Raw genomic sequence first — 23973 nt, forward strand, 5'->3', positions numbered from 1 at the left:
GGTGGGGGAGCGCGCGGTGAACGGGAACCGCTTCCGGCTGGAAGGGTCGCTGTCGCATCCGTTCGGGGAGACGCCGGGTCAGCGCAGCACGCTGAGCGTGGAGCTGGCGGCGAATCCCCGGTGGGGGTCGGGCTTCGGGGTGTTCGCGCGGTACGTGCGGGGGCAGGACTACTACAACATCCTCTTCCTGGAGCGCATCAGCCTGTGGCAGTTCGGGCTTGTCTTTGAGCTGAACCCGGGCACGCGGTTGAAGACAGACAGCGAGAAGCCGCCCGGCTTCCAGTGACGTCCGGCCCGACGTGGGATAAGCACGGCGCCGACATGGACACCTCCGCCTCCCCGCGCACCGTCACTGGCCGCGTCGACGTGCATCCCCGTGGCTTCGGCTTCCTCACCGTGCAGAAGCCCGGTGCCCCCGAGGTGCTGTCCGCCTTCATCACGCCACCGGACCTGAACCCCCTCTTCGCCGGTGACATCGTCTCCGCCACCGTGACGTCCTCCGCCGAAGGCCGGTGGACCGCGTCCGGCCTGTCGCTGGTGGAGCGCTCGCGCACCGTCGTCTACGGCGAGGTCGTGGCGCGCCGGGGCACGTTCTTCCTGCGCATCGACAAGGAGGTCTCCAACACCGAGTGGCCCCTGGACCCGGGCTCCACCCCCGTCCAAGCCAATGACGCCGTCGTCGCCCGCATCGCGGACGGCAAGGTCGTGCTGCTCTACAAACTGGAGCCCGGCGCCGACCGCTCCCTGGAGCGCGTCATCGCCCGCCACGGCCTGCACCGCGACTTCCCGCAGGAGGTCGTCGCCGAGGCCCTCCGCGCCCGCGAGGTTCCCCACGCGCTGGGCACCCGCCGCGACCTTCGCGCCATCCCCACCGTCACCGTGGACGCTCCCTCCACCCGCGACATCGACGACGCCATCTCCGTGCTGCCCGCGGGCCCCGACGGCGCCGTGCGCCTGCTCGTGTCCATCGCGGATGTCGGCGAGTCCGTGAAGGAGGGCAGCGCCCTGGACCTGGAGGCCCGCGCCCGCGCCACCAGCGTGTACCTGGCCGGCCGCGTGCTCCCCATGCTCCCGGAGGAGCTGTCCTCCCACTGGCTCAGCCTCGTGCCCGACCAGGAGCGCCACTGCCTCACCGTGGAGCTGAGAATCGACCCCGACGGCCGCGTCACCTCCGCGGACGTCTATGAGAGCCTCATCCGCTCCTGGGCGCGGCTGAACTACGACGAGGTCGCGGAGTTCCTCGACGACGGCACCGTGTCCCCCGCCATGGAGTCCGTGCGCGAGGCCATGCCCTGGTTCCGGCTGGCGGCGGCCCGCCTCGCCGTGTCCCGCGCGGCCCGGGGCGGCATGGTCATGTCCCGCGACGAGGCGCGCTTCACCTTCGACACCGCCACCGGCGCCGTGTCCGGCCTCTCCGGGGAGAAGGACACCTCCGCGCACGGGATGATTGAGCGCTTCATGGTCGCCGCCAACGAGGCCATCGCCATGTGGCTGATGACCCGCGGCGTGCCCACCGTGTTTCGCGTGCACGAACAGCCGGACCCCCAGCGCGTGGCGGACGTGAACGCGTTCGCGCTGCACTCGGGGTTCGCGGCGGGCTTCGGCGCGCAGCTGACGCCCCTGGCCCTGGCCGCGTTCGACCGGCAGATCTCCGGCGCGAAGGCGGAGGCCGCGCTGCGCTCCGTGCTGCGCCGCTCGCTGGGCCCGTCCCGCTACACCGTGAAGCCCGGCCCCCACTTCGGGCTCGCCGCGCCCCTGTACCTGCACTTCACGTCCCCCATCCGCCGGTACGCGGACCTCGCCGTGCACCGGCTCATCAAGGCGTACCTCCAGGGCCGCCGTGACTTCGTGCACGAGGATCCCGAGGTCGAGCTGCTCTCCCAGCACATCAACCTGCGCGCCCGCTCCGCCAACCGCGCGGAGGTGGACCGCCATCACGAGTTGGAGGCCCGCTTCATGGCCACCCGCATCGGGCAGCAGTTCCCGGCGCGCATCGTGCGCGTGAAGCCCTTTGGCCTCGTCGCGCAGCTGGATGGCATGTGGGTGGAGGGCATGGTGCCCGCGGACGGACTCGCCGGAGGCCCCTACCGCCCGGACGCGCGCGAGCTCTCCATGGTGGGCGCCAGGCGGACCTTCACCGTGGGCATGCCGGTGAAGGTCAAGGTCGTCTCCACCGACGAACAGCTGGGCCGCGTGGAGTTCTCCCTGGTGGAGTGACGCTCAGCCCGCGAGCGGCAGGCCCTCCGTGGACTCCATGAGGGCCTTTTCACGCACCCACCCGAGCAGCCCGCTGGAGGACTTCACCAGGTACCAGACGTCGCCCCCCCTGGGCGGCACGCTCGCGGCCAGCACCTGCACCTTGGAGCCCTGCGCCGTGGTGGCGACCACCGCGGACCCGGTGCGGGCCTGCGCCAGCGGGAAGGACTTCTTCACCGTGGCCTCCACGCCCACCGCGTACAGCTCCTGCGGCACGGGGTTCAGCTTCCACGCCTTGCGGTCCAGCACGTACTTGTCCCGCCGGTGCCAGAAGCCCATCCACGTGTCCACGAGGACGATGCCGTTGCCCTTCGCCTCCGTGAGGGCCCGCACGTCGCCCAGCGGCTTCACGCCCTTGCCGTCGTAGCCGTAGAGGAAGAAGCGGTGGTCGTCGTCCACGTCGCCCACGGAGTGCACGAGCAGCTCCTTCCATTTGTCGCCCGTGTCCAGGTCCACCACGCTGAAGCCGCTCACCTCGTTGCCGGCCGCGTTGCCCTGCACCGTGGCCACGCCGACCTTCAACGTGAACTTCCCGTCCGCCCCCGGCGTCAGCGACACCGCGTCCGGCTTGCCGTCACCGTCCAGGTCCACGTTCGCGGATTTCACGGGCGCATCGCCCTGGGCTCCCGCGGGAGCGGCGAGCAGCACGGCGGAGGACAGCACGGCCAGCAGGGATGTCTTCACGGGAGCGAACCTTGGGTCAGGCAGGGCCCCGGGCACGCGGGCCCGGAGTGCACGGAGGCGGACAGGCTAGCGGGCCGGCCCCGGCCCGGACACACCGGCCTTCACCCCGAGCGGCGGAAGCGCCCCCGGAAGTGCCGGTCGAGGAACGCCTCCGCCTGCGTCAGCGCCTCGCGGGCCTCGGGCGGAAGCGTGGAGGCCGCCGCCCGCGCCTGTCGCATCGGAGCAGGCCCCCCTTGCGGTGAAGCCAGCGCCCGGGCCACGGCCTCCACCCGCGCATGGGCGGCGTCCACCACGCCCTTCGCCTCGTCCAGGGACACCTCCCCTTCCGCCAGCGCGTTCAGCAACTGGCAGCGGTAGCGGCGGCAGGCCTCCGGGCGCTCCAGATAGGCGGTGCAGCGCCGTCCCTCCAGCGCCGCGCAGGGCTGGGGCAGGACGGTGCCGCCGTCTTCTCGCGTGGTGAGAGGCAGCCCAAGTCGGGTCAGGGCCCCCGACTCGTTGGGTTGGAGCGGCACCTGGGTGAAGAGCGTGCCGTCGCAACACATGCCGCAGTGGAGACAGAGGGTGGACAGGGGCATGGCGCGGTTTCAGGGGGCCCGGCTTCCGGCGGGAGACGTCCGTCCGGCATAACCGCTCAGAGGGGAGGGAGTCATCCCGGACGTGTTTCACGAAGGCTCACGGCCCTCCAAGGCAGGGGACGCCCCCACCACCTGACATGCGACATGCCCGGGGTGTCCGGTGTATCAGAATGAGCTGCCTTTCGTGGGTAGCGCGTGACCCGAGGATGGGACATGCATGCACCCGTCTTGGAAGGCCATGCGTCTGTCCGTGGAAGAAATTCTCCACCCGTGAGAAGCCACTCCGCGACAGTCCAAGGGTCGCTTGGTGACAAGGCCCGCCAGACCGAGTGCATGCAGGGCGAATCATCTCCACTCTGTGGGAATCCGAGTTCCCCGGGTCACCCGTAACTGGGGAGAGCACAGTTTCTTCGGACGTCGTAGGATCATGCCTCGTAGGACATCGAGGGAGCCCCCAATGCACACGGACACTCAGGACGCGCCGGCCGGCCGCGAAACCCTTCTCGGATATCGGGTGGGGACGGAGTTGAGCGCGGCGGCATCGTTTGGCGCGCACTTCTCGCCCGGGCGTCTGGTGCAGCTGTCCCTGGAGCATCTCACGCTGCACCTGGAGTCGCGCACCGTGCCCCGCAAGGGACAGGCCGCTTCGGTGGTGGTGGGTGAAGGCGAACGGTGGGCCACCGCGCTGGACGCGGAGGTCATCGGCGTCAATGACTCGCGGCCGGAAGTCAGCCTGCGCTTCGTCGCGCCGCCGCTGGACGCGGGCCGTCGCATCGTGGGGCTCCTGGAGTCGCTGCGCGACAACGGCCTGTTGCTCGCGCCGGAGACGCGGCCGGTGTGGCGCGAGCAGATCGACCGCGCGGACCGCGTGGCGCGCATCTGTGAAGCGCTCGCGTCGCGCCAGGCTCGCGGCGTGCTGCGCGGCCAGGACGGTCAGCGCGTGGAGGTCACCGCCTCCTTCTTCGAACCGCTGCAGGACATGTTCGGCTGGCGTCTGCACGGCGCGCTTCCCCCCGGCCCCTTCACCGTGGAGGCCTTCGGCTACAGCAGCGTGGTGCACCTGCAGGGAGAGGCCGCGCGCGTGGAGGGCGAGCTGCTGGTGATGCCGGTGCCCACGTCCATCGTGCGCTTCCGCCACCGCTGGCTGCGCCGCACGCAAGCCAGCCCCTCGTGCACGCTGGACTTCGACCACCCGCTCTGGCCCCAGGTGCATGTGAGCCGTGGCCTGCTCGACGTCTCCTACGAGGGCCTGTCCTTCCTCACCGAGCCCGGCGAGGACCTGATGTACCCGGGCCTGCGCCTGCCGGTGGTGGAGGTGGCGCTGGACGGCCACGCCCCGGTGCGCCTGCGCGCGGAGGTGCGCAACATCTCCAGCACGCCCAACGGCCGCCGGTGTGGCGTGTGCGTCCGTCCGCTGGACGCCGAGGGCGCCCGCGCGTGGCGCGCGCTGGTGGAGGCCCAGGCCCATCCCACCACCCAGGTGGAAGGCGACTGGAACGACTCCACCTGGAAGCTCTTCGAGCGCTCCGGCTACTTCCGCCTGCCGGGCAAGGAGCCGGTGAAGTTCACCAGCCTGCGCGAACAGTTCGACACCACGCAGGACAAGCTCCAGGAGAATCCCCGCCTGGGCTACCGCGTGGTGCGCCCCGCGGAGGACGGCATGGAAGCGACGCTGTCCGTGCTCAAGCCCTACGCCGGAAGCTGGATGGCGCACCAGCTGGCGCGGCACCAGCCGGCCAACAGCCGCTCCACCGCGCGCGAGGCGCTGCGCGACATCTACCTGCGCGGCTACGAGCCCACGCAGGCGGATCCAGAGGTGAAGTGGTTCTTCGCCTACTGCGAGGCGAACGTGCGCTGGGTGCGCTACACCAAGTTCGACTTCGCCACCTGGTACGCGCACACCGGCCAGACGTGCCTCGTGCCCTTCCGCCTCATGGAGGGCGAGGTGGACGGCACCTGGCCCGCGCCCGCCGGCATCCAGTTGGATGCGCCCACCGCCGAGGAGCGCGCGCGCTTCTTCGAGAAGGTGGCCACCACCCGTCCGGAGGCCTACCGCGAGGCGCTGGACCTGGTGCCGGAGCGCTTCGACCTGAGCGCCACGCGCACCGGCTGGGGTGAAGCGGGCCTGTCCCGCGAGCGCGAGCTGGTGGTGGCCCGTCACGAGGGCAAGGCCGTGGCGCTGGCGGTGTTCGAGTCCGCGCAGCCGGGCCTCAACCTCTTCAACGTGCTGGACGGCGTGCGCCTGGTGCCGCTGGAGGACGACGCGCGCCCGGAGGTGCAGGACGCGTTCGTGGCGCTCCTGGGCCGCGCGGCGGAGTGGTACCGCGCTCGCGACCGCAAGGTGTTCGTCCACTACGTGGAGGGTGCGTGCGTGGAGTACGCGGAGCGCGTGTCCCTGGCGGACCTGGGCGAGGGCAAGCTGTGGGTGATGTCCGCCCGACTGCTGCCGGAGTTCCTGGAGCACCTGTGCGAGTCCACCACGCCTCGCGCGTCGTGATGGGCCCCGGCTTCACGCTTCACCGCACGGCGGGCCGGGTGTGCCCCGGCCCGCGGCGGTCGGGGCTTTAGAGCCCTTCGTCGTCCGGGTCCGGGTAGGACTCCAGCTCCTCGTCCTCTTCCTCCACCGGGGCCGGGGCCTTGGCGTTGCGGCCCTTGCCGCCGCTCTTGGTGGCCTCCGCGGCCGGCAGGTCCGTGTCCGGGCCCACGACGTAGCCCTGGCGGCCCTGCTGGATGCGGCGCAACAGGCCCTCCTGCTCCAGCGCCTCCAGCAGGCGCGCGAAGGTGGAGAAGCCGTGGTCGCGCTCGTCGAAGTCGGGCTCCTTGCGGACGATGGTCTCCTTGATGAGCGACGGGTTGAGCGGGCCCGTGGCACGGCGCAGCAGGCTCTGCACGACCTCGCGAGCGATGGCCGGCACCTCCGACTTGTGCTTGCCGCCCTTGCCCTCGTGGCCTTCCTTGGCGGAGGCCTCGGCCTTGTGGCCCTTGCCCTCGTCCTTGCCACCCTTGCCGCCGCGCTTGCCGCGGCCCTCGTCCTTGTCGCCCTTGCCCTTGCCGCCGTGGTCCTTGTCCTTCCCACCGTGGGACTTGGGCCGCATGTAGATGAACTGGTCGCACGCGTTCACGAACATGCGGGAGCTGGCTTCCTTCACCGCCAGCCCGATGACGGTGCGGCCGTTCTCACGCAGCTTGTACGCCAGCGGGCAGAAGTCGCTGTCGCCAGAGCCGATGACGAAGGTGTCGATCTGCTCGCGCGCGTAGCACAGCTCCAGCGCGTCGATGACCAGGCGCATGTCCGCGCTGTTCTTGCCAGCGCGGGTGGAGGGGGGCACGTCCACCAGCTCCACGCCCACGTCGTGCAGGCGCACCTTCGCGTCCGCGAAGCGCGACCAGTCGCAGTAGGCGCGGCGGAAGACGACCTTGCCCTGCTCCAGCAGCTGGTCCAGCGCGGGCTGGAGGTCGAAGTTGTTGGAGCTGATCCCGGTGTTGGTGACCAGGTTCTCGAAGTCGATGAAGAGGGCGATGCGGTGCTGCTCGTCGGTACGTCCAGCCAAAGGTGCCTCGTATTTTTGCCGCGCTCACGCGGCGCGAGAAAAGACAGGCAGGGGGCAATCCGCGAGGGGTTGTTGGCCCGTGCGCGCTCCACCCTACTGTGTTGCCGCTCCCACGGGCACGGCCCGTGTTCTGCCGCTGAACATTCAGCGCCTCCCACCCTACGTTCACGGGTGAGCCAGGGAGCAGTGCTCCCACGCCACGGAGGTGTCACGATGATGCGCAGATTCCCCAGAGGATGGCGAGCAGTGCTGTGGAGCGCGCCCATGCTCGGCCTGTTGCTGGCCCCGGCCGTGGGCCTGACGGAACCACCCAACGTGGGCAGGGCCCAGGATTTGGGCTCGCACGAATACACCGAGCCGGCCAGCACCAGCCCCTCCAACGCGGTGGGCACCGTCCCGGACACCACCCCCTCGCGACTCACCCAGAACCTCTCCATGCGGCAAATCACTCCCGACGTGGACCGGATGCGTCAGGTGACGGGGCCGGTGGTGAAGCGGGACGGGCTGATGCTGTTCGTGCGGGACGTGTCGGGGCCGGTGGTGCCGCTGGACATGAGCGCGCTGCAGATCAACAAGCTGCCGCAGAAGGGCCAGGAGGTCGTGGCCGTCTACCAGGTGGAGGGAAAGACCAACAACGTGGCCCTCTCCCTGGATGGTGAGAAGCAGTAACAGCGCGCCCGTGGAAGGCGGGCCGCGGGCACGGGCCCTCAGTTCGCCTTCGCGCCGCGCACCTCGTCCAGCACGCTCAGGTCCACCAGTCCCGCGATGTCGTCGCTGGGAATGAAGCCCAGCTCCTTCGCGTGACGGGCGGATGTCGCGAGCGCGGCGGGCACCGGGTCCAGGCTGGGCTCCAGGCGGGAGAAGGCGTCCTGGAGCACCGGCGCCGGCAGGGGCTTCTGGGTGAGCTGGCCGAAGGCGGCGTTGGCGGACGTGGCGAAGGCGGCCGGGTCCGCGCGCCAGCGCTCGGTGAGCCTGACGTGCGTGCGAAGGAGCGCGGCGATGCGCGAGCGCTGCGTCTCCAGCACCTTCTTCGTCGTCACGACGACCGTGGTGGGGAAGCGCTTGCCCGGCCACAGGTCGCGCTCATCCACCAGGATGTGGCCTCCTCCTTCGGCCAGCATGCGCGCGCCCCAGGGCTCCGGGACCCAGGCCCCCTCGATGGCGCCCTGGAGGTACTGGCCCAGGATGTCCGGGTTGCTGATGGGAATCACCTGCACGTCGCCGCCCGCGTCCGTGGAGATGCTGAGCTTCTGGCCCTTGAGCCAGGTGCGCAGGGCGATGTCCTGGGTGTTGCCCAGCTGCGGCGTCGCCAGCTTCTTGCCCTTGAGCTCCGCGGCCGTCTTCGCGTTCTTCACCACCAGCACCGCGCCGCCGTTCACCGCGCCCGCGATGATGCGCAGCTCCCGGCCGGCCTTGAGGTACGTGTTGATGGCGGGCCCGGGCCCCACGTAGGCCACGTCCACGGAGCCCGCGACCAGCGCCTCCATGGCGGCGGGGCCCGCGTTGAACTGGCGCACCTCCACGCGGCCCATGCCGGGCTGCGAGCCGAAGAGCCCCTCGGAGTTCGCCACCAGCGCCTGCGCGTGCGTGATGTTGGGGAAGAAGGCCACGCGCAGGGGGGCGTTGGCGCCCGTGGGCGTGTCGCTCTTGCAGGAGGCGATGCCGGTCAGGACGGCGCAGAGGACAAGAAGGTGTTTCATCGGGCGCGCGGAAGGCATTGCCGTCACGCTAGCGGGCAAACCGTGCCCGGTATCAATGCCCTTGAGGGAGAAGCGTCGTGGGGCTCACACCGGGCTCAGGTGGACGTCAGACCCCACCGGCGCCGCAACCGCGTCTCCACCGTCTGGAAGAGGACGCGGTCCACGGTGATGCCGATGAGGATGATGGCCAGCATCACCGCCATCACCTGCGACACGTCCATCAACTCGCGGCCCATGGTGAGCAGCTGGCCCAGGCCGCCGGAGACGAAGAGCAGCTCACCCGCGAGCAGCGCGCGCCACGCGAAGCTCCACCCCAGCTTCAGGCCGGTGACGATGCCGGGCAGGGCGCCGGGCAGGAGCACGCCGAAGTAGAAGCGCAGGCCGCGCACGCCCAATGTCCGCGCCACGCGCGCCAGCTGCGGGTCCAGGCCGTTGACCGCGTCCTCGGTGGCGATGGAGATGCCCAGCACGCTGCCCATCACCACCACGAAGAGGATGGCGCTGTCGTTGAGGCCGAACCACAAGAGGGCCAGCGGCAGCCAGCAGATGGAGGGCAGCGCCTGCAGGCCCATCACCACGGGCTTCACCGCGTTGCGGAAGAAGGCCAGCCGCGCGATGAGCAACCCCAGCGGCACGCCCATGGCCACCGACATCAGGTAGGCGCGAAACAGCCGCCCCAGCGAGCGCGCCGTCGCGCCGCCCATCCGGCCGTCGCCGACCATGGCGATGAGCGTCTCCACCACCTCCAGCGGGCCGGGGAACAGGTGCTTGTTCCACACGCCCGCGCGGGTCAGGCCCTCCCAGAGGGCGAACAGCAGCGCGATCATCCCCAGCTTCTGCACCCACTTCAGCATGGCGGATACCTCACCGGCCGGTCACGGCACTGGGACGCGGCAGGCTGGAGGGGGTCTTCGTGCGGCGGGGCGGCACCGGCTCCAGGCGCTGGGCTTCCAACGGTGAGCCCTCCACGGCGCGCAGCCGGTGGCGGATGTCGCGGGCCATGGAATCCAGTGACGGGTCCTCCAGCGAGCGGGGCATGGGCAGGTGGATCTCCAGGTCCTCCACCACGCGGCCGGGGCGGGGCGCCATCAGCACCACGCGGGTGCCCAGCATCAGGGCCTCCTGCACGTCGTGGGTGACGAACACCACCGTCTTGCCGGAGCGCAGCCAGATGGCCTGAAGCATCTCCTGCATGTGCACGCGCGTCTGGGCGTCCAGCGCGCCGAAGGGCTCGTCCATCAGCAGCACGGTGGGGTCCACCGCGAGCGCGCGGGCCAGGCTGGCGCGCATCTTCATGCCGCCGGACAGCTCGTGCGGCAGCGAGTCCGCGAAGCCCTCCAGGCGCACGCGCTGGATGAAGGTGTCGGCGCGCTCGCGGCGCTCGGAGCGGGGCACGCCCCGGGCCCCCAGCGCGAAGGTGATGTTGCCGCGCACGGTGAGCCAGGGGAACAGCGCGGCCTCCTGGAACATCAAGAGCCGGTCCGGCCCCGGGCCCTGGATGGCCTTGCCGTCGATGGACACCGTGCCGCCGGTGGGCGCCACGTGGCCCGCCAGCGCGTAGAGCAGGGTGGACTTGCCGCAGCCGGAGGGGCCGAGCAGGCAGACGAACTCGCCCGAGCGGACGTTGAGGTTCACGTCCTGGAGCGCGACGACCTTGTTGGAGAACTGGTGACCCAACTGGGCAATGGAGATCTTCGCCCGGTCCGCGTTCACGTTGGCCGGCCGCAGCAGGCGGGGAGCCACCTTGCGCAAGCCACGCAACCGCTCGATGAGGCGTCGCACCATTCGCCACAACCTATTCATCTGCCCCGGGGTCGCATAGGCGCGTCACCGGAAGCGGGCAGGCGCCTTCCACTGTAGGACAGGTGGGGCCAGCCGCGTCGCCTGGCAGCCTGCTTCCGGGGGAGGGCGGTCCCGCTAGGGGAGGGCCGCGCGTTCCGCCTTGCGATGGGCCAGGGTGCGGGAGAGCAGCCAGAGGCTCACGGCGAGCACCAGCAGGCCCACGCCGGTGAAGGCCCCGCCCACGCGCAGCGACGCCTTGCGGTCATCCCGGAACACCGCGAGGGCGTCCGTGCGGGGACCCGCCAGGTAGCGCTGGACGCCCTGGGCGAAGGCGGTGGCCTCCGCCTCATCCTCCGTCCACTGGAAGGCGAGCGGCTGGGGGCCGGAGGCCGTCTCCAACTGGGGCCGGAAGATGGGCGCGGCGCCGCTGCGCCGGCTGCGGCTGCGGTCCACCTTCACGCCGAGGATGTCCTGGGGCGCGTAGCGGCCGACCTCCTCCTGGCCCAGCCAACTGGAGCGGGTGAGGACGCACGGGGCCTGGGGTTCGCACCGCAGGTCCATGCGCGCCATCTGGCCGAGGAAGAACACCCCCAGCACCAGGAAGGGCAGGGCGAGCATCAGGAAGGCCGTGGCACCGATGGCGGTGGCGCGACTGCGACGGTAGGGGGGCGCACGCACGGCCTGCGTCTATAGACCCGCGGGAGTCCCGGGGGGCAGTGCTTTCGCGCGCCCGGAAGCGTCGCCCTCCAGGCAGGCAGGCGGCGCGGGGTGTTCAGCGCCGGGGCCCGGGTGGAGATGGCCGGGACGGTGGAAAAGCACTTGCGACCTGGGTCGGGGGTCCGCACCCCTTGTCCAGGGACACCGCACGTCCCCAAAGGAGTCAGCCGCCCATGAAGGCCGTGGCCATCACGTTCCCCTCGCGCGAGGTGCGGGTCCTCGACGTTCCCGAGCCGCGTCTGCACTCCCCCACCGAGGTCAAGGTGCGCACGCTGGAGGTGGGCGTCTGCGGCACCGACCAGGAGATCCTCAAGGGCGACCACGGCGTGGCGCCCCAGGGCGAGGACCACCTCATCCTGGGCCACGAGTGCGTGGGCGAGGTGGTGGAGGTGGGCGCGCACGTGCAGGGCCTGAAGGTGGGGGACCTGGTGGTGCCGCGCGTGCGCAGGCCGTGTCCGCACACGCGCTGCCCGGCGTGCCGCCACGGCCATCCGGACTTCTGCGTGACGGGCGACTACACGGAGCGCGGCATCCAGGGCGCGCACGGCTTCTGCGCGGAGTTCTTCGTGGAGGACGCGGCGTACCTGCACCGCGCGGAGGATGAACTGCGCGGCGTGGCGGTGCTCACCGAGCCGCTCACCATCGCGGAGAAGGGCCTGCGCGAGCTGGTGCACATCCAGTCGCGGCTGCCCTGGAAGCCCACGCCGGGCAAGGCGCTGGTGCTGGGCGCGGGGCCGGTGGCGCAGCTGGGCGCGATGGCGCTGATGCGCGCGGGTTACGAGACGACGGTCTATTCGCGCAGCCCCAAGCCGAACGAGAAGGCCGCCGCCTCCGAGTCCATGGGCGTTCCGTATGTGTCCTCCAAGGAGGTCACGGTGGAGGCGCTGAAGCAGCGGCTGGGGGGCGGCGTGGACATCATCTACGAGGCGACGGGTGCTTCGAAGGTGGCCTTCGATTCGCTCAAGGTGCTGGAGGAGAACGGCGTGCTCATCTTCACCGGCGTGCCCGGGCGCGAGGAGCCGCTGGAGCTGCATGGCGACGAGGTGCTGGGGCAGTTGGTGCTGGGCAACCGGGTGATGTTCGGCACGGTGAACGCGTCGGACAGTGACTTCAGCGCGGCGCTGGAGGACCTGGCCCGCTTCCGCGCGCGCTGGCCGGGGAAGCTGGAGCAGCTCATCACCCAGCGCCATCCGCCGTCGGAGTTCGCGAAGGTGGTGGAGGCCAAGGGCGGCATCAAACACGTCATCACGTTCCAGGAGCATGCCCGGTGAATCCCAATTTGGACCTGAAGGGTGGCGTGGCCATCGAGGACCATGGCGTCATCGGAGACCTGCGCACCGTGGCGCTGGTGGGCCATGAGGGCACCATCGACTGGATGTGCTACCCGCACTTCGACAGCCCCAGTGTCTTCGCGGCGCTGGTGGACCCGGAGAAGGGCGGGTACTGGCGCGTGTCGCCGGAGCCGGACGGGGTGATGAAGCGCCAGTTCTACTGGCCGGACACCAACGTGCTGGTGACGCGCTTCTACACGCCGGATGGCGTGGGGGAGCTCATCGACCTGATGCCCCTGGGCAAGGGCGCGAGGGCGGAGGGGCGTGAGGTCCTGCGCCGCATCCGCGTGGTGCGCGGGCAGATGTCCTTCCGCATGGAGTGCTTCCCGGCGTTCAACTACGCGCGGGACGAACATGAGACGCACGTGGTGAACGGCGGCGCGGCCTTCGTGTCCAAGGGCCTGAGCATGCAGCTGGTCACGCCCGTGAAGCTGAAGCAGGAGGGCCGGGGCGTCGTCGCGCACTTCACGCTGAAGGAGAGCGAGTCCGCGGTCTTCACCCTGCGCGAGGGCGGGGTGGAGGGCTGCCACCACCACCTGCACACGCACGACTCCGCGGAGAAGCTCTTCCGGGACACGGTGGACTACTGGCGCCACTGGTTGTCCAAGTGCAAGTACACGGGGCGGTGGCGGGAGATGGTGCAGCGCTCGGCGCTGGCCCTGAAGCTGATGACGTTCGAGCCGTCGGGCGCCATCGTCGCGGCGCCCACGTGCAGCCTGCCGGAGTCCCCGGGGGGCACGCGCAACTGGGACTACCGCTTCTGCTGGTTGAGGGACGCGGCCTTCACCGTCTACGCGTTCATGCGCATCGGCTTCGACGAGGAGGCCGCCGCGTTCATGCGCTGGGTGGAGGCGCGGTGCGCGGAGTCCGGGGATGGGCCGCTGCCGCTGATGTTCTGTCTGGACGGCACCCCGGTGCCGAAGGAAGAGGAGCTGGAGCACCTGGCCGGCTACGGCGGCGCGAAGCCGGTGCGCATTGGCAACATGGCGTCGAAGCAGCTCCAGTTGGACATCTACGGCGAGCTGATGGACTCCGTGTACCTGTCCAACAAGTACGCGGCGCCCATCTCCTATGACTTCTGGCGGCACCTGCGCCGGCTGGTGGATTGGGTCTGCGAGAACTGGCGGATGCAGGACGAGGGCATCTGGGAGATCCGCGGCTCGCGCCGGCACTTCGTCTATTCGAAGCTGATGTGCTGGGTGGCGGTGGACCGGGCCATCCGGCTGGCGGACAAGCGCAGCCTGCCCGCGGACCGCGCGAAGTGGCTGACCACGCGCGACACCATCTTCGAGGAGATCATGGAGAAGGGCTGGTGCGCGCAGAAGGGTGCCTTCATCCAGGCCTACGGGCATGAAGCGCTGGACGCGGCGAACCTCCTGATGCCGCTGGTGTTCTTCCTGTCGCCGGTGGATCCGCGGATGCTCTCCACGCTGGACCTCATCCGCAAGCCGCCGCGCGAGGGCGGCCTCACGTCGGACGGGCTGGTGTTCCGCTACGAGGCGGACGCGAAGCTGGATGGGATTGAAGGCAGCGAAGGCACCTTCAACCTGTGCAGCTTCTGGCTGGTGGAGGCGATGACGCGCGCGAGCGCGGCCCGGCCGGACCTGCTGGACGAGGCGCGGCTCATCTTCGAGCGGATGCAGGGCTACGCGAACCACCTGGGGCTCTACGCGGAGCAGACGGGCATGTCGGGCGAGGCGCTGGGCAACTTCCCGCAGGCGCTCACGCACCTGTCGCTCATCAGCGCCGCGTACAACCTGGACAGGACGTTGGGACGCCACGATTGACGCAAGGAGACTGTTAGAGTGCGGGCACCCGCCATGTCCGACCTGTACCCGCTGCTGTTCCGCTTCGCCGTGAAGGCGGATGCCCACTACGACGTGCTCAGCCGCCGCGTGCGCAAGGGGCTGGGCATCGCCCCGCCGCTGCGCATCCTGCCGTACCGGGGCTACGGCACCCCGGAGCGCGTGGTCATCAAGGCGCGCGTGCTGGAGGAGCGCAAGGTGAAGCCCTCGCGCCAGCGGCACACGCTCTTGAGCAGCGCCGTCGCGTCCTACAAGCGCTACATGACGCGGGAGATCGCCAGCGCGCACGTGGCGGTGCGCTGGGGGGACAAGCACTGGGAGGGCACGACGGACGAGGAGGGCTTCCTGGAGCTGTGGGTGCCGCCGCCGTCGGGGGTGCGCTCGGGCTGGCACATGGTGGAATTGGAGCTGCTGTCACCGGAGCCGGAAGGGGTCCAGCGCGTGTCGGCGCCGGTGCGGGTGGCGGGGGCGAGCGCGGAGCTGGGCGTCATCAGCGACATCGACGACACGGTCATCGCCACGGGGGTGACGGATCCGCTCAAGCGTGCGTGGGCGCTGTTCCTCACGGAGCACCGGGGGCGGCTGCCGTTCCCGGGCGTGGATGCCTTCTACGCGGCGCTCCAGGCCGGCGCGAGCGGCACGGCGGACAACCCCATCTTCTACGTCTCCAGCAGCCCGTGGAACCTCTACGAGCACCTGGACGAGTTCCTCTCCATCCACCGCATCCCCATTGGTCCGCTGCTGCTGCGCGACTGGGGCCTGTCGCGCCATGGCTTCGCGCCGGGCGGGGGCCACGGGCACAAGCTGGACAAGATTCGCGGCGTGCTGGAGACGCTGTCGCATCTGCCGTTCGTGTTGATTGGGGACAGCGGGCAGGAGGACGCGGAGCACTACCGCACCATCGTGCGCGAGTTCCCCGGCCGCATCCGCTGCGTCTACATCCGCAACGTGCCGGGGCGCTCCAAGCGCGGCGCGGAGATGGCGAGCATCGCGGAGGACATCCGCGCCAACGGCAGCGAATTGGTGGTGGTGGATGACACGGTGGCCGCGGCGAGGCACGCGGCCCGGGCCGGGTGGATCCGCTGGGAGGAGGTGCCGGAGGTGGAGGCACACCGCCGCGAGGACGCCGCGCGAGGTGCGCTGGGCGACCGGGGCTGAAGATTTCCAGTCACTCCGTGATGGCAAGCGTCACGGAGGCGTCACGCGGGTGTTGTCGCTTGAGGGTGGGGACGGGGGTGTGGCAGAGCGGGGCTCCCCTCGTTTCACCGCTCAAGGATGTGACCATGCTTCGACACCGGGTGCAGTTGTCCGTGCTGGCTTCCGCGCTGTGGTTGGGTGCGTGCAACGCGCCGCCTGCCCCGACGGAGGAGCCCACGCCGACGCCGGAGGCCACGCAGTCGGTGCGCTCGGTGGCGTCGCGGCTGAGCCAGATTGAACTGGAGTACGAGGGCCCGACGGCGCTGCTCGAGTCCGACATGGAGGCGGGCAACGAGGAGTGCGACACGTACAACAACTGGTGTGACGGCACGCTGGAGGTCTACAGCTTCCCGTGGACGTCCACGCAGGCGCCCACGGTGGCGGACGCGGTGGAGTCGGTGTTCGCGCTGCGGCAGGACGACCGCATCCCGTTCCGCTTCCAGGGCAACGTGCCGTTCAGCACGATGTCGCAGCAGCTCTTCTTCTTCGACGCGTTGGACCCGCACCTGTTGACGGAGCTGGGCAACGGCACGGAGCAGGTGCAGATCGCCTACTACTACGCGTCGTACCTGGTGGCCGCGGGCGCGCACGACTGGAACCACCTGTTCATCGTGCTGTTCCCCCAGTCGCACCGCGTGGCCGTGTTCAACCTCGTGAACCACGAGACCTGAGCCGTCGCGGTCAGGACCTCACGCCACCGGACGGCCACTCTGCATGTGGACCATCCGGATGGCGCGCTCCATCAGCTCGCCCTGGGCGGAGCGCTTGTCTCCGGTGGCCGGCGGAGTGCGCCGGCGCCACGTTCCGTCCGAGGCCAGCTCCCAGGAGCCGCTGGTGTCCACCATGCAGCGCTCCACCACGTCGCGCACCTGGGCGCTCAACGACGGCTCCTCCACCGGCGCCAATATCTCCACGCGGTGGTCCAGGTTGCGCGGCATCATGTCCGCGGACCCGATGTAGCAACGCGACGTCGCGCCCCGCTCGAACGAATAGATGCGCGGGTGCTCCAGGAAGCGGCCCAGGTTGGACACCACCCGGATGTGCTCCGACACGCCCGGCACCCCTGGCCTGAGGCAGCAGATGCCGCGCACGTTCAGCTCCACCTTCACCCCCGCGCGCGACGCGTCGTACAGCCCCCGGATGATGCCGGGGTCCACCAGCGCGTTCATCTTCATCAGGATGCGCGACGGCGTCTCCGGCGTGTGCGCCGCGATGGTCTTCTTGATCTCCTCCATCAGCCCTTCGCGCATGGTGAGCGGCGCCACCAACAGCTTGCGGAAGGAGCGCGGCCGGCCAAAGCCCGTCAGGAAGTTGAAGACATCCGCCACGTCCGCGCCAATGTCGGGGTCGGTCGTGAACAGCCCCAGGTCCGTGTAGAGCCGCGCCGTCTTCGGGTTGTAATTGCCCGTGCCGATGTGCACGTAGTGCCGCACCCGCTCGCCCTCGCGCCGCACGATGAGGATGGCCTTCGCGTGGGTCTTCAGGCTGGGAATCCCATACACCACGTGCACGCCCGCCTCTTCCAGCGCGTTCGCCCAGCGGATGTTGGTGCGCTCATCGAAGCGCGCCTTCAGCTCCACCATGCACACCGCCTGCTTGCCGTGCTCCGTCGCGCGGATGAGCGCGGGCACCAGCGGTGAGCTGTCCGACGTGCGGTACACCGTCTGCTTCAGCGCCAGCACGTCCGGGTCCTCCACCGCCTCGCTCACGAAGCGCTCCACCGACGTGGTGAAGGATTCGTAGGGGTGGTGCACCAGCAGGTCCCCCCGGCGCATCGCGGACATCACCGTGCCCCCGCCGTCCGGGGACTCGTTGTCCGTGCGCAGACGGGCCTGCGTCACCGGCGTCCACGGCGGGTCGCGCTGCTCCGTGAAGCCCGGCGTCATGGCCAGCGACATCACGTCCGCCAGGTCCAGCAGGCCGTGCTCCTCGTAGACCTGCCGGGGCTCCAGGGACAGCGCCTCCACCAGCGGCTCCAGCAGCTTCGCGCTCATCCCCGCCTGCACCTCCAGGCGGATGACGTCCCCGAAGCGGCGCTGGGAGAGCTCCGTCTCCACCGCCTTGAGCAGGTCCTCCGCATCCTCGGACACGGTGAAGTCCGCGTCGCGCGTCACGCGGAACAGGCTCCAGTTGAGCACCTCCATCCCCGGGAACAGGTCCCCCAGGTGCTGGGCGATGATCTCCTCCAGCGGCACGAAGAACGAACCCGGACCGCCCTTGAGCGGCACGAAGCGCGGCAAGATCTCCTTGGGCACCTTCACCCGCGCCACGCTCTCCTCCTCCGCCACCGGGTCGCGCAGCAGCACCGCGAGGCTCAGGGACAGGTTGGAGATGTACGGGAAGTGCCGCCCCAGCCCGATGGCCAGCGGCGTGAGCACCGGGAAGATCTGCTCGCGGAAGCGCTGATCCAACTGCGCGCGCTGATCCGCGTCCAATTCCTTCATGGACAGGATGCGCAGGCCCTTCTCCGACAGCGCGGGCCGGAGCACCTTCTCGAAGCAGTCCGCGTGGCGGCGGCCCTGCTCCAGGATGCCCGTGTGCAGCTTGTCCAGCGTGTCGCCCGGGGACGCGCCGTCCGGCACCAGCCGCCCCACGCGCGCGGCGATCTGCTCGTGCAGCCGCGCCACGCGGATCATGAAGAACTCGTCCAGGTTGCGCGCGTAGATGGAGATGAACTTCAGCCGCTCCATGAGCTGCACTTCCGGCGCCTCCGCCAGTTGCAGCACCCGGTCGTTGAACGCGAGCCACGACAGCTCACGGTTGAAGAACAGGTCGCTGTCCGTCACCTCCGTCCCTGGCGGAACCGCGTCCCGCTCCAGGACCTTCTGGGTGACACTTTTCGCGGCGGCGCGCTTCGCCATGACGTGTGACTCCTCGAGCAGACCCGCACTCAGGATGTGCCCTCTAGCAGTCCCGAACCGGCTCGATTGTGAACTCGCACGCCTGGCCAGGAACCGGACATCCGGGCATATCCCACCCCGCCCGACCCCGGCAGCGACCGGTGAGGCGGGAGCGGTGTGGGCTTTCTTGCATCCCCTTGCATCCGGGGAGCGCGGGCGGCATTCAGAAGGCGTGAGCGCCCCTGACAGCCCCCTGCGAGTCGTCCCCGGTGATGCCCCGGTGGACACGTCCCCGGACGCCCTCTTCTCCGCCTTCCGTGAAGGACATCAGAAGAAGCTGGGCCGCTTCAGCTTCACGTGGTTCGTGGCCGCCGCGGTGCCCCTGTTCCTGGCCGTGGGCTTCTTTTTTCTTTGGCGCACCAACGGAACGACCTTCTCCGTCATTACGCCGCACGGCATCAAGGTGGTGCGCGCGGGCATGTCCAGCCAGGAGGTGAAGGGCCTGCTGGGCTATCCGCTCACGCTCCAGAAGAAGGGCGACCAGGACTGCTACCGCTACGGCCGCCCCAACTTCCGCAACGACGTCTTCGTCGTCTACTCCGTCTGCTACGAGGAGGGGCAGGTGCGCGACGTGCTCGCCCACCAGTACTCCGCCTGGCAGGTAGACCCGACCACCGGCGCCTTCGTCGCGCCGGGGCAGGGAACGCCCGCCCCCATCCAGGAGTAGCCGGAGGGGCAGGCGGTCTGTTCGGGCTCAGCCCTGCGCGAGCCCTGCGTCGGCGCCTTCGAAGGTCACCTTCGCCAGCGTCATCACGTGCTCCACCGCGAGCAGGTGCCACGCCACGTCCATCATCTGCGCGGAGGCCGCGGGGTCGATCATCGACTCGCGAAGCTGGGCCTCGCTGATGCCGAAGGGCTCCGAGGACTCCTTGAGCAGCTCCAGCGCGACCTGCGGCGTCAGCTGCAGCTTGTCCCGCTGGGCGATGGCGCGCAGCACCAGGGCGATCTTCAGCCGGCGCTCCACGTCCTCGCGGATGCCCGGGTGGTGCAGCCAGCCGTCCAGCGCTTCCTGCTGCTCTTCCAGGCTGAAGAACTTCTGGGCCAGCGTCTCACCCTCCATCTGCAGCCAGCGGCGGCGGATCTCCTCGTCCACCAGCGCCTTGGGCACCTGCACCTCCGTGCGCGACACCACCGTGTCCAGCACCAGGTTGCGTGCGTCCACCCAGAGCAGGTCGGCCATCTCGCCTTCCATCTCCTCCACGATGGAGCCCATGACCTCCTCGTGCGTGGCGCCCCGGCCCAGCTGCTGGAGGAACGCGTCCGACTCCGTGTCGGGCATGCGCACCTCGCGCGCGGCCTTCACGTCCACCAGGAAGCGCGCCGGCATGCCGCGAAGCTGCTCCGCCGGGTAGTCGTCCGGCAGGATGAGGCCCACCTCCACGCTGTCGCCCACGCTGGCCTCGGCGATGACCTCCGAGAAGCCGGGCAGCATCAGCTGGGGCGCCAGCTCCATCCAGTAGCCCATGCGCGTGCTCAGCGGGATGAGCCGGCCGTTGGCGTAGCCCAGGATGTCCAGCTGCACGTCGTCGCCCATGGCCAGCGCTTCACCCTCGGCGCGCTGACGGACCTCCGCCTTGGCCCGCGCCAGCTCATGGAAGCGCTCCAGCAGGTCCTCTTCCGTGAGGTCCTCGCCCGCGGGAACCCGGACGTCCAGGTTCTCCAGCGAGGGGGCCTTCACCTCCGGCAGGTCCGCCTGGTGGCCCAGGCCGGGGGCGACCGGCAGGCGCTGCACCAGCTGCTGCACGGGGGCCTGCGCCGGGGAGGCGAGGGGCTCCGGAGGCTTGCTGGTGGAACCCGCCGGCTTCTTCGCCGGGGTGGAGGAGGCGGACGCCTTGGCGCCCTGCGACTTCGTGGAGGAGGCAGGACCGGACGCCTTGGCGCCCGGCGACTTCTCGGAAGGGGTCTTCTTGCTGGCCACCGGTGGGCCTCCTGGCAGATAGCGACCGTGGTCCCAGATGGGATTGAAACGAGCGCGTCTCACCCGGTGGTGCCTAGCAGAAAACCGGCCTCCGGTGACAACCCCGGACGAACTGTCCGGGGGTCGGACCGGGTACGACGACTACCCGAACAGGCCGCCGACGAAGCTGGAGACGGCGGAGACGGCGGCGCCCACCTGGCTGACCACCGGGATGTTGGTGGCGGCGGCGATGGAGCCCACGGCGGTGATGACGCTCGTGACCTTCTTGGTGGTGCTGGCGTTCGGGTCACGCACGGTGGAGACCGCGTTGGCCGTGTCGAAGGCGGCGATGGCGATGTTGGCACCCGGCGCGAAGCGGCCGGCGGCCTTGGCCAGCGTCCCACCCGCGGCCTTGGCGGCGGCGGTCGCACCGGCCTTGGCGGCGGCCTTGCCACCCTCCGTCAGCGCGGCGCGGGCGGCGGCGCGGGAAGCCGTGCCGGTGATGACCTTGGCGGCGACGCCGCTCTCCTTCACGGCCGCGCTCACCGCGGTGCGCACGCCACTCTTGATGGCCTGGCTGGTGCCACCCTCGAAGGCGGCCTTGGCGGCGGCGCCCGCGGCGGCACGCGCCAGCTTGGGGCCCGCGTTCGGGACGGCGGCCTTGAAGGCGCTGCTGGCGGCCTTGTAGGAGCTGCCGAACTTCTGCACGTCACGGGCGATCTCCAGCCCGCCCTTGACGGTGCTGACCGCGCCCTTGCCGGCGGTGGCGACGGAGCCGAGCGCCTTGTTCCAGTCCTCGCTGCTGCCGCTGCGCACCGCGTTGCGAACGTCGCTGATGGCCGTGCCCGTCTGGCCCACGAGCTTCGCGGCGCTGGTCAGCGTGCCGAGCGCCTTGCCCGCGATGCCGAGCTTGCCCTTCAGGTCGAGCTTCGTCTTCGGGTCGGTCGCCTTGGACACCAGCTTGTCGACGTTGCCCTTCAGCGTCGCCTTGAAGCCGTCCGTCTTCAGGCTCTTGACGTTGTCGAAGCCGTCCTTCACGGCCGTCTTCACCTTCGTGAAGGTGTCGTAGCCCTTCTTCGCCTGCGTCCCGATGTCCTTCGCCGCCTTGATGGGGTCCTGCTTCACCTGGCGGATGGTGTTGCTGACGGTGCGGCGGGCGCTGTCGATGAGGCTCATTTGCGGGCTCCCTCGTGGAGATTCGAGGAAATGGGATTTGGAAAAGCGATGACTGCTGTGCGGGGATTATCGCCTCCACCCACGATCAGTTGCGTAGCACCCCCACAAAGCCCGGGAATGTGGTTGTGCGTCATCAGGAAATGTGCGCCCGGGTCGGTCCCGGACATGCACATCAGGAGCTTGCCCCACACATCATTGACCCGATGCGTCAGCGGCAGTCCCGGTCGGCGCCGTCCGTCGCGCCGTCCGCGTCGTTGTCCGCGCCGTCCTGGCAGTGGCCGGCCTCGGAGTCGGACGCCTCCGTGATGTGGAGGGTGTAGCGGATGGGGGTGTCCTTCTCCGGGTGGGTCATGCCGTCCACCACCACCAGCACCGTCTGGCCCTGGGCCAGGGTGAGCTTCAGCGCCGGGGCGCTCTTCGCGGTGGGGCGGGGGTGGGAGGCGCAGCCCAGCTCCACGCCCCGGCAGCCGGTGAGGACGTAGAGGGCGTTGCCGGCGGCGTTCGCGTCGTCGCCGGGCGAGGTGTCAAAGACGTAGGTGCCGGCCCGGGGCGCCGTCCACAGGTGGGCCCGGTCCTGCTGGAGCAGCGCGCCGCAGGTGCCCTGGAAGCCGTCGCCCGAGCCCGCGGTCTCCCCCTGGAAGGTGACGGGCAGCGCGCTGCCCAGGTCGTGGTGCGCGCAGCCCTGGCCCTTGCAGCCGGGCTCTTCACGGCACTCGGTGTCCGCGCAGTCCACCCAGCGGTCGCCGTCGTTGTCCATGTCGTCGAAGCAGGCGCCGGCCTCGCTGGCGCGCAGCGCGTCGATGTGCAGCTCGAAGAAGCCCTGGGTGAACGGCCCTCCGGCCGCCGCGTCCACCGTCACCAGGACCTGCTGCCCCTTCGTCAGCGGCACCGCCACCCGCGCGCCGCCGCCGTAGCTGATGCCGCCCGTGGCGCACGCCAGCTCCGCGCCGCCGCAGCCGCCCGCGTACACCGCGAGGATGGAGCGCACCGCCGAACGGGCCGTGTCGAAGGTGAAGGTGTCCGTCCGGGGCGCCGTCCACAGGTAGCCCCGGTCCGGTGCCCCCGCGCCCCCGCATGAGGCGGCGTGGTCGTCGTTGGCCTCCACGGTGGAGCCCCGCACCGTGGCGGGGAGGGCGCTGCCCAGGTCCCGGTCCGCGCACACGGGATTGGAGGTGGCGCACACGTTGGGGACGCCCGTGCCGCCGCATGTCTCCGGCGCGGTGCAGCTTCCACACGACAGGGTGCCGCCGCAGCCGTCCGCCACCGTGCCGCACGTCTTGCCGAGCACCTGACAGGTTTCGGGCCTGCACGCGGCCGCCCCGCACACGTTGGGGGTGCCGCCCCCGCCGCACCGGCTGCCGTCCGGACATGCGCCGCACGACAGGGTGCCGCCGCAGCCGTCCGCCACGGTGCCGCAGTCCTTGCCCAGCGAGGCGCAGGTGGCCGGCGTGCACGCGGCCCTCCCGCACACGTTGTCCACGCCCGCGCCGCCGCACGTCTCCGGCGCGGTGCAGCCGCCGCACTCCAGCACCGCGCCGCAGCCGTCGGACACGCGGCCGCAATTCCGGCCCAGGGCCTCGCAGGTGACGGGCACGCAGGTGCCGGGGCCGCAGACATTGGCCTTCCCCGCGCCGCCGCACGTCGCCTCCGCCGTGCACGCGCCGCACTCCAGGACGCCGCCGCAGCCGTCCAGCACCTCGCCACAGTCCCGGCCCAGCACGGCGCAGGTGGCGGCCAGGCACGCGGCCTGTCCGCAGACGTTGGCCACGCCGCTTCCGCCGCACGCGAGTCCCGGCCCGCACGCGCCGCACTCCAGGACGCCGCCGCAGCCGTCGGACACCGGGCCGCAGTCCTTGCCCAGGGCCTCGCAGGTGGCGGGCGTGCACGCGGCGTGGCCGCACACGTTGGCGGCGCCGCCCCCGCCGCATGTCTCCTCCGGTCCGCAGGCGCCGCACTCCAGGACGCCGCCGCAGCCGTCCGCCACCTGGCCGCAGTCCTTGCCCAGGGCCTCGCAGGGGGTGGGGACACACGCCGGCGGTGCACAGACATGGGGCACGCCGCTTCCGCCGCAGACCTCCGGGGCCGCGCACGTGCCGCACGAAAGGGTGCCGCCACAGCCATCCGGGACGGCGCCGCAGGTGGCCCCCAGGGCTTCGCAGGTGGAGGGGGTGCACGGCGCGGGGCCGCAGACGTTGGGCACGCCGCCCCCGCCGCAGGCCTGTCCCTCCGCGCACGGGCCGCAGTGCAGCGTGCCGCCACACCCGTCCACGGCGATGCCGCAGCAGCCGTCGTGGTGCCACTGGGTGAAGAGCTGCCACGTCTTGGCGCTGGGGAAGTCCGACGGGAAGCGGTTGCTCCAGCGGTACCAGTACTCGGAGCCGACGGCCTCCTTCGTCTGCTTG

The 23973-nt window shown here is 70.6% G+C and carries 18 protein-coding genes and 2 pseudogenes; 9 read left to right on the forward strand and 11 right to left on the reverse strand.

What is annotated here, in order from left to right; translation table 11 throughout:
* Positions 1-286, forward strand: a pseudogene (locus D7Y13_RS16850) (hypothetical protein); the annotation flags it as partial.
* 35 nt (positions 287-321) lie between these two features.
* Positions 322-2217 carry a ribonuclease R family protein gene (locus D7Y13_RS16855; RefSeq protein ID WP_120584542.1) on the forward strand — a complete coding sequence of 632 codons (1896 nt, stop codon included), beginning with the start codon at positions 322-324 and terminating at the stop codon, positions 2215-2217.
* A 3-nt stretch (positions 2218-2220) separates the two neighbouring features.
* On the opposite strand, the gene D7Y13_RS16860 is transcribed toward D7Y13_RS16855, so the two are convergent.
* Positions 2221-2940 carry a hypothetical protein gene (locus D7Y13_RS16860; RefSeq protein ID WP_233595717.1) on the reverse strand — a complete coding sequence of 240 codons (720 nt, stop codon included), beginning with the start codon at positions 2938-2940 and terminating at the stop codon, positions 2221-2223.
* A gap of 101 nt (positions 2941-3041) precedes the next feature.
* Positions 3042-3515, reverse strand: coding sequence for a YkgJ family cysteine cluster protein (locus D7Y13_RS16865; protein WP_120584535.1), 474 nt, complete (start codon positions 3513-3515; stop codon positions 3042-3044).
* 457 nt (positions 3516-3972) lie between these two features.
* Here D7Y13_RS16865 and D7Y13_RS16870 point away from each other — a divergent pair, with 457 nt between their 5' ends.
* Positions 3973-6012, forward strand: coding sequence for a PilZ domain-containing protein (locus tag D7Y13_RS16870; protein ID WP_120534898.1), 2040 nt, complete (start codon positions 3973-3975; stop codon positions 6010-6012).
* 67 nt (positions 6013-6079) lie between these two features.
* Here the strand turns inward: D7Y13_RS16870 and D7Y13_RS16875 are convergent, their stop codons facing one another.
* Positions 6080-7066 carry an NYN domain-containing protein gene (locus tag D7Y13_RS16875; RefSeq protein WP_120534897.1) on the reverse strand — a complete coding sequence of 329 codons (987 nt, stop codon included), beginning with the start codon at positions 7064-7066 and terminating at the stop codon, positions 6080-6082.
* A gap of 264 nt (positions 7067-7330) precedes the next feature.
* Between D7Y13_RS16875 and D7Y13_RS16880 the strand changes: the two genes are divergently transcribed.
* Complete coding sequence (locus D7Y13_RS16880; RefSeq protein WP_147444375.1) at positions 7331-7735, forward strand: hypothetical protein; 405 nt, start codon at positions 7331-7333, stop codon at positions 7733-7735.
* 38 nt (positions 7736-7773) lie between these two features.
* On the opposite strand, the gene D7Y13_RS16885 is transcribed toward D7Y13_RS16880, so the two are convergent.
* The 4 genes from D7Y13_RS16885 to D7Y13_RS16900 form a co-directional block, all read right to left on the reverse strand.
* On the reverse strand, positions 7774-8784 hold the full coding sequence (locus D7Y13_RS16885; protein WP_120534895.1) for an ABC transporter substrate-binding protein: 1011 nt from the start codon (positions 8782-8784) through the stop codon (positions 7774-7776).
* A 77-nt stretch (positions 8785-8861) separates the two neighbouring features.
* The gene (locus D7Y13_RS16890; protein WP_120534894.1) at positions 8862-9620 is read right to left on the reverse strand and encodes an ABC transporter permease; all 759 of its coding nucleotides are present in this window, start codon (positions 9618-9620) and stop codon (positions 8862-8864) included.
* A gap of 10 nt (positions 9621-9630) precedes the next feature.
* On the reverse strand, positions 9631-10551 hold the full coding sequence (locus tag D7Y13_RS16895; protein ID WP_120534893.1) for an ABC transporter ATP-binding protein: 921 nt from the start codon (positions 10549-10551) through the stop codon (positions 9631-9633).
* Positions 10552-10683: 132 nt separating this feature from the next.
* Positions 10684-11226, reverse strand: a complete 543-nt coding sequence (locus D7Y13_RS16900; RefSeq protein ID WP_120534892.1) for a hypothetical protein — start codon at positions 11224-11226, stop codon at positions 10684-10686.
* A gap of 212 nt (positions 11227-11438) precedes the next feature.
* Here D7Y13_RS16900 and D7Y13_RS16905 point away from each other — a divergent pair, with 212 nt between their 5' ends.
* The 4 genes from D7Y13_RS16905 (at position 11439) to D7Y13_RS16920 (ending at position 16269) form a co-directional block, all read left to right on the forward strand.
* On the forward strand, positions 11439-12536 hold the full coding sequence (locus D7Y13_RS16905) for a glucose 1-dehydrogenase (protein ID WP_120534891.1): 1098 nt from the start codon (positions 11439-11441) through the stop codon (positions 12534-12536).
* The gene (locus D7Y13_RS16910; RefSeq protein WP_120534890.1) at positions 12533-14383 is read left to right on the forward strand and encodes a glycoside hydrolase family 15 protein; all 1851 of its coding nucleotides are present in this window, start codon (positions 12533-12535) and stop codon (positions 14381-14383) included. The genes D7Y13_RS16905 and D7Y13_RS16910 overlap by 4 nt, the downstream gene beginning before the upstream one ends.
* A 33-nt stretch (positions 14384-14416) precedes the next feature.
* Positions 14417-15559 carry an App1 family protein phosphatidate phosphatase gene (locus D7Y13_RS16915; RefSeq protein WP_120584536.1) on the forward strand — a complete coding sequence of 381 codons (1143 nt, stop codon included), beginning with the start codon at positions 14417-14419 and terminating at the stop codon, positions 15557-15559.
* Positions 15560-15684: 125 nt separating this feature from the next.
* Positions 15685-16269, forward strand: coding sequence for a hypothetical protein (locus D7Y13_RS16920; protein ID WP_120534888.1), 585 nt, complete (start codon positions 15685-15687; stop codon positions 16267-16269).
* Positions 16270-16287: 18 nt separating this feature from the next.
* Here the strand turns inward: D7Y13_RS16920 and ppk1 are convergent, their stop codons facing one another.
* Complete coding sequence (gene ppk1 / locus D7Y13_RS16925) at positions 16288-18459, reverse strand: polyphosphate kinase 1 (RefSeq protein WP_120584538.1); 2172 nt, start codon at positions 18457-18459, stop codon at positions 16288-16290.
* Between the two features lie 211 nt (positions 18460-18670).
* Here ppk1 and D7Y13_RS16930 point away from each other — a divergent pair, with 211 nt between their 5' ends.
* Complete coding sequence (locus D7Y13_RS16930; protein ID WP_147444376.1) at positions 18671-19165, forward strand: hypothetical protein; 495 nt, start codon at positions 18671-18673, stop codon at positions 19163-19165.
* A 27-nt stretch (positions 19166-19192) separates the two neighbouring features.
* Here the strand turns inward: D7Y13_RS16930 and D7Y13_RS16935 are convergent, their stop codons facing one another.
* The 3 genes and pseudogenes from D7Y13_RS16935 to D7Y13_RS47130 form a co-directional block, all read right to left on the reverse strand.
* Entirely contained in the window at positions 19193-20416 is a 1224-nt protein-coding gene (locus D7Y13_RS16935) for a trigger factor (protein WP_120584540.1), read from the reverse strand.
* A gap of 141 nt (positions 20417-20557) precedes the next feature.
* Entirely contained in the window at positions 20558-21571 is a 1014-nt protein-coding gene (locus D7Y13_RS16940) for a hypothetical protein (RefSeq protein WP_120534884.1), read from the reverse strand.
* 2275 nt (positions 21572-23846) lie between these two features.
* Positions 23847-23973 (reverse strand): annotated as a pseudogene (locus D7Y13_RS47130) (heparin lyase I family protein); the annotation flags it as partial.

Source organism: Corallococcus praedator (assembly GCF_003612125.1).
Taxonomy (GTDB): Bacteria; Myxococcota; Myxococcia; order Myxococcales; family Myxococcaceae; genus Corallococcus; species Corallococcus praedator.

What these genes read in the sequence shown, in the direction of transcription:
- D7Y13_RS16855 (WP_120584542.1), top strand. Translation starts at nt 322, where the DNA reads ATGGACACCTCCGCCTCCCCGCGCACCGTCACTGGCCGCGTCGACGTG.
- D7Y13_RS16865 (WP_120584535.1), bottom strand. Translation starts at nt 3,515, where the DNA reads ATGCCCCTGTCCACCCTCTGTCTCCACTGCGGCATGTGTTGCGACGGC.
- D7Y13_RS16870 (WP_120534898.1), top strand. Translation starts at nt 3,973, where the DNA reads ATGCACACGGACACTCAGGACGCGCCGGCCGGCCGCGAAACCCTTCTC.
- D7Y13_RS16880 (WP_147444375.1), top strand. Translation starts at nt 7,331, where the DNA reads ATGCTCGGCCTGTTGCTGGCCCCGGCCGTGGGCCTGACGGAACCACCC.
- D7Y13_RS16885 (WP_120534895.1), bottom strand. Translation starts at nt 8,784, where the DNA reads ATGCCTTCCGCGCGCCCGATGAAACACCTTCTTGTCCTCTGCGCCGTC.
- D7Y13_RS16890 (WP_120534894.1), bottom strand. Translation starts at nt 9,620, where the DNA reads ATGCTGAAGTGGGTGCAGAAGCTGGGGATGATCGCGCTGCTGTTCGCC.
- D7Y13_RS16895 (WP_120534893.1), bottom strand. Translation starts at nt 10,551, where the DNA reads ATGGTGCGACGCCTCATCGAGCGGTTGCGTGGCTTGCGCAAGGTGGCT.
- D7Y13_RS16905 (WP_120534891.1), top strand. Translation starts at nt 11,439, where the DNA reads ATGAAGGCCGTGGCCATCACGTTCCCCTCGCGCGAGGTGCGGGTCCTC.
- D7Y13_RS16915 (WP_120584536.1), top strand. Translation starts at nt 14,417, where the DNA reads ATGTCCGACCTGTACCCGCTGCTGTTCCGCTTCGCCGTGAAGGCGGAT.
- D7Y13_RS16920 (WP_120534888.1), top strand. Translation starts at nt 15,685, where the DNA reads ATGCTTCGACACCGGGTGCAGTTGTCCGTGCTGGCTTCCGCGCTGTGG.
- ppk1 (WP_120584538.1), bottom strand. Translation starts at nt 18,459, where the DNA reads ATGGCGAAGCGCGCCGCCGCGAAAAGTGTCACCCAGAAGGTCCTGGAG.
- D7Y13_RS16940 (WP_120534884.1), bottom strand. Translation starts at nt 21,571, where the DNA reads ATGAGCCTCATCGACAGCGCCCGCCGCACCGTCAGCAACACCATCCGC.